The sequence below is a fragment of the Acidovorax sp. CF316 genome, assembly GCF_000276605.1.
Lineage (GTDB): Bacteria > Pseudomonadota > Gammaproteobacteria > Burkholderiales > Burkholderiaceae_C > Acidovorax.
Genome location: NZ_AKJX01000093.1, coordinates 60,745 through 74,479, shown reverse-complemented (window position 1 = coordinate 74,479; position 13,735 = coordinate 60,745). Strand labels below are relative to the sequence as shown.

Genomic DNA, 13,735 nt, shown 5'->3' with positions numbered 1-13,735 from the left:
CCCCGCCGCGCTGGGAGCGTCCCCCTCCCGACTCGCGCAGCGAGGTGGGAGAGGGGGCTGAGTGCCGCGGCTCCAAGCCTGCCTGCGCAGGCTTGGACGGCAACGAAGGGCGGCCGCCTCTGGCGGACGCGCCGTGGCGCTAAGCGCCTCAGGGGGTAGTCTATTTCTCTTTGCCCATGACCAGGTCGGGCAGGATGGTCACGATCTGCGGAAAGAGGGTGATGATGGCGATGCACACCACCAGGCACAGAAAGAACGGAATGGCGGCACGCGCGATGGTGTTGCTGTCCTTGCCGGTCATGTTCTGCAGCACGAAGAGGTTGAAGCCCACGGGCGGCGTGACCTCGGCGATCTCGACCAGCAGCACGATGAAGATGCCGAACCAGATCAGATCGAACCCGGCTTGCTGGATCATGGGCAGCACCACGGCGCTGGTGAGCACGATCATGCTGATGCCGTCGAGCGCGGTGCCGAGCACCAGGTAGACCACCACCAGCACGCTGATCAGCGCGAACGGCGACAGGTGCATGGCGTTCACCCACTCGGCCAGCTCGCGCGGGATGCCGGTGAAGGCCATGGTCTTGGTCAGGAAGGCCGCCCCCGCCAGGATGAACATGATCATGCAGCTGGTGCGCGTGGTGCCCATCAGCCCGTCCTTGAAGTTCTGCCAGGTCAGCGAGCGGCTCCACAGCGCCAGGCCCAGCGAACCCAGCACGCCGAAGGCCGCGCATTCGGTGGCCGTGGCATAGCCGGTGACCAGTACCGCGACGATGAACACGATGAGCACGCCCACGGGGATCAGGTTGCCCGACTTGCGGATCTTCTCGCGCAGGGTCGAGGGCGGGTCGGCCGCGGGCACCTTGTCGGGGTTGCGCAGGCTCCACCAGCCGATGTAGCCCGAGAACAGCAGCATCAGCAGGATGCCCGGCAGAAAGCCCGCCAGGAAGATGCGGATGATGGAGGCATCGGCCGCCACCGCATACACCACCATGGTGATGGACGGCGGGATCAGGATACCGAGCGTGCCGGCCGTGGCCAGCGCGCCCAGGGCCAGCTTCTCGTCGTAGCCGCGCTTCATGAGCTCGGGCAGCGCCACCTTGCTGATGGTGGCGCAGGTGGCGGCCGACGAGCCCGAGACCGAGCCGAAGATGCCGCAGCCCAGGATGGTGGTGTGCATCAGCCGGCCGGGCACGCGGTTGAGCCAGGGGCGCAGGCCCTCGAACATCTCTTCGGACAGCTTGGTGCGAAACAGGATCTCGCCCATCCAGATGAACAGCGGCAGGGCCGCCAGCTCCCAGCTGGCATTGCTCTCCCAGAAGGCCGAGAACAGGTTCTTGGCCGGCTGCGTGGAGGTGAAGAAGGCCTGGCCCACCCAGCCGCAGATCGCCAGGGTCATCGCGATCCAGACACCGCCGGACAGCAGCACCAGCATCAGCAGCAGCAGGACGCCGCCCACCATCAGAATATCCATGTCGTGCTTTCTTGTGGCCCCTGTCCCCGCAACGGGGCAGGCGACCTGTTGTTATTGGGAGTGACGGGTCAGATGTCGGAAGAGAAGTCGCCCTTGGCGTGGCGTTCTTCGACGGCACGCACGAAGGTCGGCACGCCGCCGCGCAGCACGATGATGAATTCATCGACCACGGCCACCCACAGCAGGATGGAGCCGAGCGCAAAGCTCAGCTGCGGAATCCACAGCGGCATGGGCAGCAGGCCCTGCGCGATGTCGTTGAACTCCCAGCTCTCATAGGTGTAGCTGCAGGCCGCCCACATGAGGTAGCCCACGGCCACGGAGCCGATGGCCAGCGCCACCACCTCGAGCTGGCGGCAGCGCCGGGGCGGCAGCTTTTCCAGCAGCAGCGTCACGCGCACGAAGTCTCCGTGCTTGAAGGCATGGGCCATGGCCAGGAAGGCGGCGGCCGCGCAGAACCAGGCCACGATGTCGTTGATGGCGCCCGTGCGCAGGCCCAGTTCGCGCATGATGCTCTGCGCCACCATGAGCACGCAGATCAGCACGATGAAACCGGCGCCCAGGGCGCCGGCGGCCAGGTAGATGCGGTCGAGCCAGCGGCGCAGCATCGTCACTTCTTGGCCGGCGTGGCCGGCGCGCTCTTGCGGTAGGCGGCGATGATGGCTTCACCATCGGGGCCGGCCTTCTTGGTCCAGTCGGCCAGCATGATCTCGCCTACCTGGCGCATGTCGGCCATCAGCTTGGGGGCGGGCGTGACGATCTTCATGCCCTTCTCGACCAGTGCCTTCTTGTACCACTCGGTCTTTTCCTCGCTGAGCTTCCAGCCGCGCGATTCGGCATCGGCCGAGGCCTTGAGCAGCGCATCCTGCGTGGGCTTGTCCAGCGCGTCGAAGGCCTTCTTGTTCACGATGACGGCGTTCTTGGGCAGCCAGGCCTGGGTGTCGTGGAAGAGCTTGATGCTTTCGTAGATCTTGCTGTCGTAGCCGGTGGAGCCGGAGGTCATGGTGGCTTCCACCACGCCGGTGGCCAGGGCCTGCGACAGTTCGGCCGCCTGGATGGTCACGGGCTGGGCACCGATCAGTTCGGCGATCTTGGCCGTGGCGGGGCTGTAGGCGCGCCACTTGATGCCGCGCAGGTCGGCGACGGAGCCCAGTTCCTTCTTGGCGTAGATGCCCTGCGGCGGCCAGGCCACTGCGTACAGCAGCTTCATGCCCTGGGTGCCCAGCAGCTTGTCGAGGTAGGGCTTTTGCGCGTCGTACAAACGCTTGGAGTCGGCGTACGAGGTGGCCACGAAGGGGATGCCGTCCACGCCGTAGAGCGGGTTCTCGTTCTCGAAGTTGCCCAGCAGCACCTCGCCGGCCGGGGCCTGGCCGCCCTGCACGGCGCGCTTGATCTCGTTGGCCTTGAACAGCGAGGCGTTGGCGTGCACGGTGATCTTGAGCTTGCCTGCGGTCGCGGTGTCCACGTCCTTGGCAAACTGCATCAGGGTTTCGGTGTGGAAATTGCTGACCGGGTAGGCTGCTGCCAGGTCCCATTTGGCCTGGGCCACGGCGGAGGTGGCGGTGAAGCCGAAGGCCAGTGCCAGGCCGAGCGCAGTGACGGGGAGGATTCGACGCTTCATGGAGTGCTCCGCAAGTGGAAGGGACGTGGGTGGGGGAAGTCAGGCGACTGTATCGAAAACAACTCGTTACCGCATAGGTGTTTTGCCTGAACGTTGACAAATTGCCAACAAATCATTGGTGACTTGCCTACAATGCCCATGCATATCCCGTGCCAGTCTTTTCCGATTCCTTGCAAAGGCGACCCCCATGAAATCTGCGGCCAGTGCCAAGCGCGATTCCGGGCCCATCGTGTCCTCCGCGCACCTGGTGTCGGCGCAGAGCGCGGAGATGAGCGAGTTCGAGTTCGGCCTCATCGTCGCGGGCAATGCCTTCCACCGCTGGGTGGTGCACTGCATGTCGGCGGCGGGCCTCAAGGACCTCACGCCGCTCGATGTGGTGGTGCTGCACCACGTGACGCACCGGGCGCGCGACAAGCGCCTGGCAGACATCTGCTTCATCATGAACGTGGAAGACACGCACCTGGTGAATTACGCCCTCAAAAAGCTGCAGAACCTGGGCGTGGTGGCGTCCCAGAAGAATGGCAAGGAAGTGACCTACGCGGCCACCGATGTGGGACGCGCCTATGTGCAGCGCTACCGAGAGATTCGCGAGCGCTGCCTGATCGACGCGCTGCATGCCGACGATGCCCTGAACCGCGACATCGGCGAACTGGCCCGCTTGCTGCGTGTGCTCTCGGGCATGTACGACCAGGCGGCGCGTTCGGCGGCCTCCCTTTGATTTGCGGCAGCACCGTCCGCGGGTCCCCTCCCTTTTACCTACCGATTTCATGACGATGGCTTCTTCTGCCTCCACCCACCCCGCACGCTGGCAATTCTGGATCGACCGGGGAGGCACCTTCACCGACGTGGTCGGCAAGCGGCCCGACGGCACGCTGGTCACGCACAAGCTGCTGTCCGAGAACCCCGAGCAGTACAAGGACGCGGCTGTGGCCGGCATCCGCCACCTGCTGGGCTTGAAGGCCGGCGAGCCGGTGACACCCGAGGCAGTGGAGTGCGTGAAGATGGGCACCACCGTGGCCACCAATGCGCTGCTGGAACGCAAGGGCGAGCCCACGCTCTTGATCACCACCAAGGGCTTTCGCGATGCGTTGCGCATCGCCTACCAGAACCGGCCGCGCCTGTTCGACCGGCACATCGTGCTGCCCGAGCTGCTCTACAGCCGCGTGATCGAGGCGCAGGAGCGCATGGGCGCGCACGGCGAGGTGATCGAGGCGCTGGACGAGGCGCACCTCAAGGAGCGTCTGTGGGCCGCCTACGACGCCGGCCTGCGCAGTGCGGCCGTGGTCTTCATGCACGGCTACCGCTACACCGCGCACGAAGAAGCAGCTGCCCGCATCGCCCGCGAGGCCGGCTTCACGCAGGTCAGCGCATCGCATGCCACCAGTCCCATGATGAAGCTGGTGAGCCGCGGCGACACCACGGTGGTCGATGCCTACCTTTCGCCCATCCTGCGCCGCTACGTGGAGCAGGTGGCCAGCGAGATGCCGGGCGTGCCGCTGTACTTCATGCAATCCTCTGGCGGGCTGACGGACGCCCATGCCTTCCAGGGCAAGGACGCGATCCTGTCCGGCCCGGCCGGCGGAATCGTGGGCATGGCGCGCACGGCGGGCCTGGCAGGTCACCAGCGCGTGATCGGTTTCGACATGGGCGGCACGTCGACCGACGTGAGCCACTATGCGGGCGAGTTCGAGCGCGAGTTCGAGACCCAGGTGGCGGGCGTGCGCATGCGCGCGCCGATGATGAGCATCCATACCGTGGCCGCGGGCGGGGGCTCCATCCTCGGCTTCGACGGCGCGCGCTTTCGCGTCGGGCCCGAGAGCGCCGGCGCCAACCCCGGCCCGGCCAGCTACCGCCGCGATGGCCCGCTGGCCGTGACCGATGCCAACGTGATGGTCGGCAAGATCCAGCCCGCACACTTCCCGCGCGTGTTCGGCCATGGCGCCAACGAGGCGCTCGACGGCGATGCCGTGGCGCAGAAGTTTGCCGACCTGTCGCAGCAGACCGGCCGTGCGGGCGAGGACGTGGCCCACGGCTTCATCCAGATTGCCGTGCAGCAGATGGCCAATGCCATCAAGAAGATCTCGGTGGCGCGCGGCTACGACGTGACGCGTTACACCCTGCAGTGCTTTGGCGGTGCGGGCGGCCAGCATGCCTGCCTGGTGGCCGACGCGTTGGGCATGACGCGCGTCTTCGTGCATCCGCTGGCGGGCGTGCTCAGCGCCTATGGCATGGGCCTGGCGGACCAGAACGTGATCCGTGAACAGGCGGTGGAGCGCAGGCTCGCGCCTGAGGCGCTGGCCGAGATCGAGTCCGTGCTGGAGCGCCTGGCGACCGCCGCGCGCGCCGAACTGGAGCAGCAGGCCGGCGATGGCACCGCCACGGTGCACCGGCGCGTGCATGTGCGCTACGAGGGCAGCGATAGCGCCCTCATCGTTCCGTTCGGCGCCATCGGGGCCATCACGGCGGCATTCGAGTCGGCTTACCGCCAGCGCTTCGCCTTCCTCATGCAGGGCAAGGGCCTGGTGGTCGAGGCCGTCTCGGTCGAGGCCGTGGTGGCCGGCGATGCGCCCGTGGAGCCGCGCCAAGCCCTGCAGGCCGCGCGCGAGGTGCCGCGCCGCAGCACGGTGCGCATTTACACCGGCGGCACCGACGGCGTGCCCGCCTGGCACGACGCGGCCCTGGTGGTGCGCGAGGACCTGCGCCCCGGCGACGTGATCCCGGGCCCGGCCATCATCGCCGAGAAGAACGCCACCACCATCGTCGAGCCCGGCTGGGAGGCGCAGCTCACCGACCTCGACCACCTGCTGCTCGAGCGCCGCGTGGCGCGTGCCGTGCAGCATGCCGTGGGCACCACGGTGGACCCGGTGCTGCTCGAAGTGTTCAACAACCTGTTCATGAACATTGCCGAGCAGATGGGCCTGCAACTGCAGAACACGGCCTACTCGGTGAACATCAAGGAGCGCCTGGATTTCAGCTGCGCGCTGTTCGACACGGCGGGCAACCTGATCGCCAACGCGCCGCACATGCCGGTGCACCTGGGTTCCATGGGCGAGAGCATCAAGACCGTGATCCGCGACAACGCCGGCCGCATGCAGCCGGGCGACGTGTTCGTGCTCAACGACCCCTACCACGGCGGCACGCACCTGCCCGACATCACGGTGATCACGCCGGTCTACATCGGCGAGGAAGCCGAGCCCACCTTCTACGTGGGCAGCCGCGGCCACCATGCGGATGTGGGCGGCATCACGCCGGGCTCCATGCCGCCGTTCTCCACGCGCATCGAGGAAGAGGGCGTGCAGATCAACAACGTGAAGCTGGTCGAGCGCGGCGTGCTGCGCGAGGCGGAGATGATCGCCTTGCTGGAAAGCGGCGAGTACCCCTCGCGCAACCCGCAGCAGAACATGGCCGACCTGCGCGCCCAGATCGCGGCCAACGAAAAGGGCCAGCAGGAACTGCGCCGCATGGTCGGCGAGTTCGGCCTCGACGTCGTGCAGGCCTACATGCGCCACGTGCAGGACAACGCCGAGGAGTCGGTGCGCCGCGTGATCACCCGCCTCAAGGACGGCCAGTTCACCCTGCCGCTGGACAACGGCTCGCAGATCAGCGTGGCCGTGCGCGTGGATGCGAAAAGCCGCAGCGCCGAGATCGATTTCACCGGCACCAGCGCGCAGCAGACGCACAACTTCAACGCCCCCACGGCGGTGTGCATGGCCGCCGTGCTCTACGTGTTCCGCACCCTGGTGCAGGACGACATCCCGCTCAACGCGGGCTGCCTGAAGCCGCTCAAGGTCATCATTCCGCCGGGCTCCATGCTCAACCCGAACCCGCCGGCCTCGGTGGTGGCGGGCAACGTGGAGACCTCGACCTGCATCACGAATGCGATCTATGGCGCGCTGGGGCTGATGGCGGCGGGGCAGTGCACCATGAACAACTTCACCTTCGGCAGCGAGCGCTACCAGTACTACGAGACCATCTCGGGCGGCAGTGGCGCCGGCGGCGTGTGGGATGCCTCGGGTGCGCTGGTGGACGGCTTTGCGGGCACGAGCGTGGTGCAGTGCCACATGACCAATTCGCGCCTCACCGACCCCGAGGTGCTGGAGTTCCGCTTCCCGGTGCGTCTGGAAGGCTACGAGATCCGCAAGGGCTCGGGTGGTGCGGGCCGCTGGGCGGGTGGCGATGGCGGCGTGCGCCGCGTGCGCTTCCTCGAGCCCATGACGGCCAGCATCCTCTCCAACGGCCGCCACCACGGCGCCTTCGGCATGGCCGGCGGTTCCGCGGGGGCGGTGGGCCTCAACAAGGTGGTGCGTGCCAATGGCAAGGTGGAGGCGCTTGACCACATCGGCCAGGCGCAGATGCAGCCGGGCGATGTGTTCGAGATCCATACGCCCGGGGGCGGGGGCTTCGGAACCCCGGGCTGACCTGCAGGGACCTACAGGTCCTTGCGGCCTGCAGGCGTGACGCTGCTCAGGCTGGGCGGCACGTCCTGCCCAGCCTGGCGGGCCCGGAAGAGGGCGGCGCGCATCAGGAAGATGGAGGTCACCGGCACCGTGACGGCCACGAAGCCGGCGATCAACAGCGCATGCAGCGCCAGGCTGCCATCGGCGACCGAGAAGTAGATCACCGTGGCATGCATGATGCACCAGCAGCCCATGGTGGCCGCGATGGACGGCGCATGCAGGCGCTCGAAGAAGGTCGGCAGGCGCAGCAGGCCGGTGGCGCCGAGCAGGGCCATGCCGGCGCCCAGCAGCACCAGGGCGGCCACCACGATCTCCAGCCACAGGGGCAGGGTGCTTGCGACCTCGTTCATTCGATCACCTCGCCGCGCAGCAGGAACTTGGCCATGGCCATGGACCCCACGAAGCTGAACAGCGCCAGCAGCAGTGCCGCCTCGAAGTAGTTCTTGCTGCCGTACAGCAGGCCCAGCACCAGCATGGCCAGCATGCCGTTGAGGTACATGCAGTCGAGCGCCAGCACGCGGTCCTGTGCCGACGGGCCCTTGAGCAGGCGCACCAGCGCACAGCCCATGGCCAGCACCAGCATGAACAGGGCCGCAGGCAGGGCCCAGGCGAGGATGGGAGTGGTCGTCATTCAAAGATCTCCATCAGGGGGCGCTCGTAACGCTGCTTGATCAGCGCCGCGATCGCCTGGGCATCGTCCACCTCCAGCACGTGCAGCATCAGCATGCTGCGGTCCACCGAGAGCTCGGCCCAGGCCGTGCCCGGGGCGATGCAGACGATGACGGCCAGCACCGCCAGGGCGTTGGCATCGCGCAGCTCCAGCGGAATCTGCACGAAGCCCGAGGGGTGGCGCCTGCGGTGGGGCGACAGCAGCAGGCGCGCCACGGCGATGTTCGATTGCACGGTGTCGGCCATCACGGTCAGCGCCAGGCGCAGCACCGCGCCCGGCGCGCGGATGCGCACCGGCAGGGGGCGCAGGCCGGCCGTGAGCAACGGGATGGCGAGCGCCAGCAGGCTGCCCAGCACGATGTGGCCGGCGCTGAGCGAGCGGTTGAGCAGCAGCCACAGGCCGAGAAGCGCCAGCGACAGCAGGGGGGCCGGGACGATGCGCTTGATCATCATTGCGGCCTTCCGTTGGCGCCAGGGGTGGTGCCGGGTGGGTTGGCCACGGGCATGGCGGACATCACGGCGCGCACGTAGGTGCCGGGCGCGTGCAGCGCATCGGCCGTGGCCTGGGTGTAGCGCATCACGGCGCCGGCCTGCCAGGTCAGCAGTGCGCAAGCCACCAGCAGCATGGCGATGGGCAGGCCTTCGAGCACCAGCAGCTTGGGCGAGGCGCGGTCGTGCGAGGCCCAGAAATGCCGTATGCCGGCCCGCGTGAGGGCGATCAGCGCCAGCAGGCCGGTGGCCACCATCAGCGCAAGCAGGGCCCAGCCCGCGGAGCCCAGCGCGAAGCCGCCCGAGGACCCCAGGCCCAGCGGGTTGAGCAGCGCATGGACCATGGCGAACTTGCCCACGAAGCCAGGCAGTGGCGGCAGCCCGGCGATCACCAGGGTGCAGGCCATGAAGGCCAGGCCCAGGAAGGCCACGGCCGCGGGGATGACCTGGCCGATCAGCACCTCCTCCTTCTCGTCCAGGTTCAAGCCCTGCGTGTGCACCAGGTCGGCGGTGAGGAAGGGCGCGTCGTCGGTCTGTTCGTGCGGTGCGAGGCTGGCGCCGTCGTTGCGCCAGCGCTCGATCAGGTCGGTCAAAAGGAACAGGGCGCTTACCGCCAGCGTGGACCCGAGCAAGTAGTACAGCAGGCCGGCCGTGAGCAGGGTCTGCCCGAAGCCCATGGCCGCCAGCAACGTGCCCGAGGACAGGATGGCCGCGTACCCCGCCAGGTGCCCCAGGCGCTGCGAGCCCAGCATGCCCACCGCTCCGAAGGCCATGGTCACCAGGCCTGCGCCCACGATCCACTGGCTGCCGAACTGCGCCGAGTCGCCCGCCTCGCTGCTGAACAGCAGGGTCCACAGGCGCAGCATGCTGTAGACGCCGACCTTGGTCATGAGCGCGAACAGCGCGCCCACCGGCGCCGTGGCGGCACTGTACGCCGGCACAAGCCAGAAGTTGAGCGGCCACACGGCGGCCTTGATGAGGAAGGCCACGGCCAGAATGCCCGCCGCCGCATGCAGCAAGCCCCGGTCGGACGGGTCGATGCCGGCGATGCCGCGCGCCAGATCGGCCATGTTCAGCGTGCCGGTGATGCCGTAGAGCATGGACACACCGATCAAAAACAGCGACGAGGCCGCGAGGTTGATGGCGATGTAGTGCAGCCCGGCGGACACACGCGGCCGGCCCGAGCCGTGCAGCAGCAGGCCGTAGGAGGCGGCCAGCATGATCTCGAAGAACACGAACAGGTTGAACAGGTCGGCCGTGAGGAAGGCGCCCGCCAGGCCCATGAGCTGGAACTGGAACAGCGGATGGAAGTGCACCCCCGCGCGGTGCCAGCGCGCGGCCGAGAACAGCACCGTGGCCAGCGCCACCGTGCTGGCCAGCACCAGCATCATGGCCGAGAGGCGGTCGAGCGCGAGCACGATGCCGAACGGCGCCGGCCAGTTGCCCGGCAGGTACACCCCCAGGCTGGTCTGCACGCCGGGCTGCTTGGCCTGCACCAGCAGCAGCACGGCGATCACGAGGCCGAGGAAGGTGGAGACCAGGTTCATGGCCACCTTGGTGCGCTGGCGCTCCTCGCGCAGCAGCAGCATGAGGCCGGCCGTGAGCAGGGGCAGTGCGATCGGCGCCAGGATCAGGTGGGGCATGAGCAGCGCCGTGACGTGCGCAGTCAACTCGGCCATCAGTGCGTCTCCTGCGCGTCGGGGGAGTGCGTGCCGTCCACGTGGTCGGTGCCCGACATGCCGCGCGAGGCCAGCAGCACCACCAGGAACAGCGCCGTCATGGCAAAGCCGATGACGATGGCCGTGAGCGTGAGCGCCTGGGGCATGGGGTCGGCGTAGTGGGCCAGGTCCTGCGGCAGGCCGGGCTGCAACACCGGTTCCTTGTCGATGGCCAGGCCCAGGCGGCCCATGCTGAAGATGAACAGGTTCACGGCGTAGGACAGCAGCGCCAGCCCCATGATGACCTGGAAGGTGCGTGGGCGCAGCAGCAGCCACACGCCCGAGCCGGTGAGTATGCCGATGGCCAGTGCGAGTATCAGTTCCATCAGCGAACTCCTGGGGTGTTGTTGTTCTGCAGGGGGGATGCCGCCAGTGCGGCCATGGCCGCGGCCTGTTCCTCCTGCGCTTCCTCGGCGGCGCGGGCGTTGAAGCGGTGGCTGCGCACCGATTGGTGGGCAATGGCCGTGAGGATCAGCAAGGTGGAGCCCACCACCAGCGTGAACACGCCGATGTCGAAGAACAGGGCACTGGCCACGTGGACCTCGCCCACCACCGGCAGGTGCAGGTGCGCCGTGTGGCTGGTGAGGAAGGGGTAGCCCCAGAACAGCGCTCCGAGGCCCGTGGCCAGGGCGATCAGGAGGCCGGTGCCGATCCAGCGGCGTGGGTACAGCGGCAGGTGGGCTTCGACCCACGAGGTGCCCGAGACTATGTACTGCAGCAGCAGCGCCACCGAGAACACCAGGCCCGCCACGAAGCCGCCGCCGGGCTCGTTGTGCCCGCGCATGAAGAGGTACACCGCCACCAGGGTCGCAAACGGCAGCAGCAGGCGCACCAGCACGGCCGGCACCATGAGGTAGCCCACGGCGGTGTCGGTGGTCTGGCGCGGGTTGGCCAGGTCGGTGGCCACGTCGGCGGGCACGGCGCGCTGCTGGGGCGGCAGGTCCATCACCTCGCGCGCCGGGCGGAAGCGCCGCAGCAGCGCATACACGGTGAGCGCCACGATGCCCAGCACCACGATCTCGCCGAAGGTGTCGAAGCCGCGGAAATCCACCAGCATCACGTTGACCACGTTGGTGCCGCCACCGTCGGTGAGCGCGTGCTCCAGGAAGAAGGTGGAGGTGCTTTCGGGGAAGGGGCGGCTCATCATGGCGAAGGACAGCAGCGCCATGCCGGCGCCCGAGAGCAGGGCCAGCGTCATGTCGCGGTAGCGGCGCAGCTGCGTGCGCCGCTCCTGTGCCAGGGTGGGCACGCGCAGGCTTTCGTCGCGCCGCGGCAGCCAGCGCAGGCCCAGCAGGATGAGGATGGTGGTCACCACTTCCACCACGATCTGCGTGAGCGCCAGATCGGGTGCCGAGAACCACAGGAAGGTCAGGCAGGTGCACAGCCCCGCACCGCCGAGCAGGGTCAGCGCGGCCAGCCGGTGGTACTTGGCTTGCCAGGCGGCGGCCACGGCGCACATCGAGCCCAGGAACCAGAGCACCGCGAAGGCCGGCGACAGCGGCAGCTGCTCGCGCGCACCGATGGGCAGGCCGCGGGCCCACAGCGGCAGCGTGCCGGCCACCAGGGCCGCGGCCACCAGCCACAGCATCTGCCACTGCAGGCGTCCGGTGCCCAGCAGGCTCCGGCCCTTGCGCCCGGCCAGCGAAAGCCAGGCCAGCAGCCCCTCGAAAAGCTGTTTGCCATTGATGTGGCGCATCAGCGGCGGTGCATCGAGCGCGCCACGTGCGCGCAGCCAGCGCAGCAGCAGGTACAGCGCGATGCCGCCGGCCAGGGCCACCAGGCTCATCACGAACGGGGTGTTGAAGCCGTGCCACACCGCCAGGCTGTAGGTGGGCAATTCGCCCCCCACCACGGGGCGTGCGGCGGCCTGCAGCACGGCACCCACGGACCAGGCCGGCAGCATGCCCACCACCAGGCAGGCCAGCACCAGCAGCTCGACCGGCACGCGCATCCAGTGCGGGGGCTCGTGCGGGGTGTGGGGCAGGTCGGTGGCGGGCGGGCCCCAGAACACGTCGACCGTGAAGCGCAGCGAATAGGCCACGCTGAAGATGCCGGCCACCGTGGCCGCCACGGGCAGCAAGGTTTCGAGCCAGGGCACGGTGTTCACGAACACCGTCTCGGCGAAGAACATCTCCTTGGACAAAAAGCCGTTGAGCAGTGGCACGCCGGCCATGGCGGCGCTGGCCACCATGGCCAGCGTGCCGGTGATGGGCATCATGCGCACCAGGCCCGACAGGCGCCGGATGTCGCGCGTGCCGCTCTCATGGTCGACGATGCCGGCGGCCATGAACAGCGAGGCCTTGAAGGTCGCGTGGTTCATGATGTGGAACACGGCGGCCACGGCCGCGAGCGGGCTGTTCAGGCCCAGGAGCAGGGTGATGAGGCCCAGGTGCGAAATGGTGGAGTAGGCCAGCAGCCCCTTGAGGTCGTTCTGGAACATGGCCGCATAGCCACCGACCAGCAAGGTGCACAGGCCCGCGCCGCCCACCAGCCAGAACCACTGCTCCGTGCCGGCCAGGGCCGGCCACAGCCGCGCCAGCAGGAAGACGCCGGCCTTGACCATGGTGGCCGAGTGCAGATAGGCCGACACCGGCGTGGGCGCCGCCATGGCATTGGGCAGCCAGAAGTGGAAGGGGAACTGGGCGCTCTTGGTGAACGCGCCCAAAAGGATCAGCACCAGCGCCGTGAGGTACAGCGGGTGGGCCTGGATCAGTGCGCTGGCGGCCAGCACGTGGTCCAGGTCGTAGCTGCCCACGATGTGGCCCAGCACCAGCATGCCGGCCAGCATGCACAGCCCGCCCGTGCCCGTGACGGTGAGCGCCATGCGCGCGCCGCGCCGCGCATCCTTGCGGTGGTGCCAGTAGCCGATCAGCAGGAAGGAGAACAGGCTGGTCAGCTCCCAGAACAGCGCGATCTGGATGATGTTGCCCGAGAGCACCACCCCCACCATGGCGCCCATGAAGGCCAGGAAGAACGAGAAGAAGCGCGGCACCGGATCGGCCGCCGACATGTAGTAGCGCGCATACAGCACCACCAGCGAGCCCACCCCCAGCACCAGCATGCAGAACATCCAGGCAAAGCCGTCCAGGCGCAGCACCAGGTTCAGTCCCAGCGCGGGCAGCCAGGTGATCTCCTGGCGCAGCACCTCGCCCCCGGCGATCTGGGGGAAGTACAGCGCGGCCTGCACGGTGCAGAACAGGGCGATGAGCCCGGCCAGGGTGGACTCGGTATTGCGGGCGTTTGCGGGCAGGACGGCCGCGAGAAGACTGCCGATGAAGGGGAGAAGGATGAGGGTGATCAGGGGCATGCCCGA

11 protein-coding genes are annotated in these 13,735 nt (G+C 68.2%); 2 read left to right on the top strand and 9 right to left on the bottom strand.

What is annotated here, in order from left to right:
* Positions 1-160: 160 nt before the first annotated feature.
* The 3 genes from PMI14_RS08275 to PMI14_RS08265 all read right to left on the bottom strand — a co-directional run bounded on the left by PMI14_RS08275 (position 161) and on the right by PMI14_RS08265 (position 3,089).
* Entirely contained in the window at positions 161-1,471 is a 1,311-nt protein-coding gene (locus PMI14_RS08275; RefSeq protein ID WP_186458007.1) for a TRAP transporter large permease, read from the bottom strand.
* A gap of 68 nt (positions 1,472-1,539) precedes the next feature.
* Entirely contained in the window at positions 1,540-2,076 is a 537-nt protein-coding gene (locus tag PMI14_RS08270) for a TRAP transporter small permease (RefSeq protein WP_007852627.1), read from the bottom strand.
* Between the two features lie 2 nt (positions 2,077-2,078).
* Positions 2,079-3,089, bottom strand: a complete 1,011-nt coding sequence (locus PMI14_RS08265) for a TRAP transporter substrate-binding protein (protein WP_007852626.1) — start codon at positions 3,087-3,089, stop codon at positions 2,079-2,081.
* 187 nt (positions 3,090-3,276) lie between these two features.
* On the opposite strand from PMI14_RS08265, the gene PMI14_RS08260 reads away from it, so the two are divergent.
* Positions 3,277-3,807, top strand: coding sequence for a winged helix DNA-binding protein (locus PMI14_RS08260; RefSeq protein WP_007852621.1), 531 nt, complete (start codon positions 3,277-3,279; stop codon positions 3,805-3,807).
* 55 nt (positions 3,808-3,862) lie between these two features.
* Positions 3,863-7,507, top strand: a complete 3,645-nt coding sequence (locus PMI14_RS08255) for a hydantoinase B/oxoprolinase family protein (RefSeq protein ID WP_007852619.1) — start codon at positions 3,863-3,865, stop codon at positions 7,505-7,507.
* Positions 7,508-7,518: 11 nt separating this feature from the next.
* On the opposite strand, the gene mnhG is transcribed toward PMI14_RS08255, so the two are convergent.
* The 6 genes from mnhG to PMI14_RS08225 are packed head-to-tail and all read right to left on the bottom strand — an operon-like array spanning position 7,519 to position 13,729.
* Positions 7,519-7,896, bottom strand: a complete 378-nt coding sequence (gene mnhG, locus PMI14_RS08250; RefSeq protein WP_007852617.1) for a monovalent cation/H(+) antiporter subunit G — start codon at positions 7,894-7,896, stop codon at positions 7,519-7,521.
* Complete coding sequence (locus tag PMI14_RS08245; RefSeq protein WP_007852614.1) at positions 7,893-8,177, bottom strand: K+/H+ antiporter subunit F; 285 nt, start codon at positions 8,175-8,177, stop codon at positions 7,893-7,895. Before PMI14_RS08245 ends, mnhG begins: the two co-directional genes overlap by 4 nt.
* Positions 8,174-8,665, bottom strand: coding sequence for a Na+/H+ antiporter subunit E (locus PMI14_RS08240; RefSeq protein WP_035202848.1), 492 nt, complete (start codon positions 8,663-8,665; stop codon positions 8,174-8,176). The genes PMI14_RS08245 and PMI14_RS08240 overlap by 4 nt, the downstream gene beginning before the upstream one ends.
* Positions 8,665-10,383 carry a monovalent cation/H+ antiporter subunit D gene (locus tag PMI14_RS08235; RefSeq protein ID WP_007852610.1) on the bottom strand — a complete coding sequence of 573 codons (1,719 nt, stop codon included), beginning with the start codon at positions 10,381-10,383 and terminating at the stop codon, positions 8,665-8,667. The genes PMI14_RS08240 and PMI14_RS08235 overlap by 1 nt, the downstream gene beginning before the upstream one ends.
* Positions 10,383-10,748: a Na+/H+ antiporter subunit C gene (locus PMI14_RS08230; RefSeq protein ID WP_007852609.1), complete on the bottom strand. Its 366-nt coding sequence runs from the start codon at positions 10,746-10,748 to the stop codon at positions 10,383-10,385. Before PMI14_RS08230 ends, PMI14_RS08235 begins: the two co-directional genes overlap by 1 nt.
* Positions 10,748-13,729 carry a monovalent cation/H+ antiporter subunit A gene (locus tag PMI14_RS08225; RefSeq protein WP_007852608.1) on the bottom strand — a complete coding sequence of 994 codons (2,982 nt, stop codon included), beginning with the start codon at positions 13,727-13,729 and terminating at the stop codon, positions 10,748-10,750. The genes PMI14_RS08230 and PMI14_RS08225 overlap by 1 nt, the downstream gene beginning before the upstream one ends.
* Between the last annotated feature and the right edge of the window lie 6 nt (positions 13,730-13,735).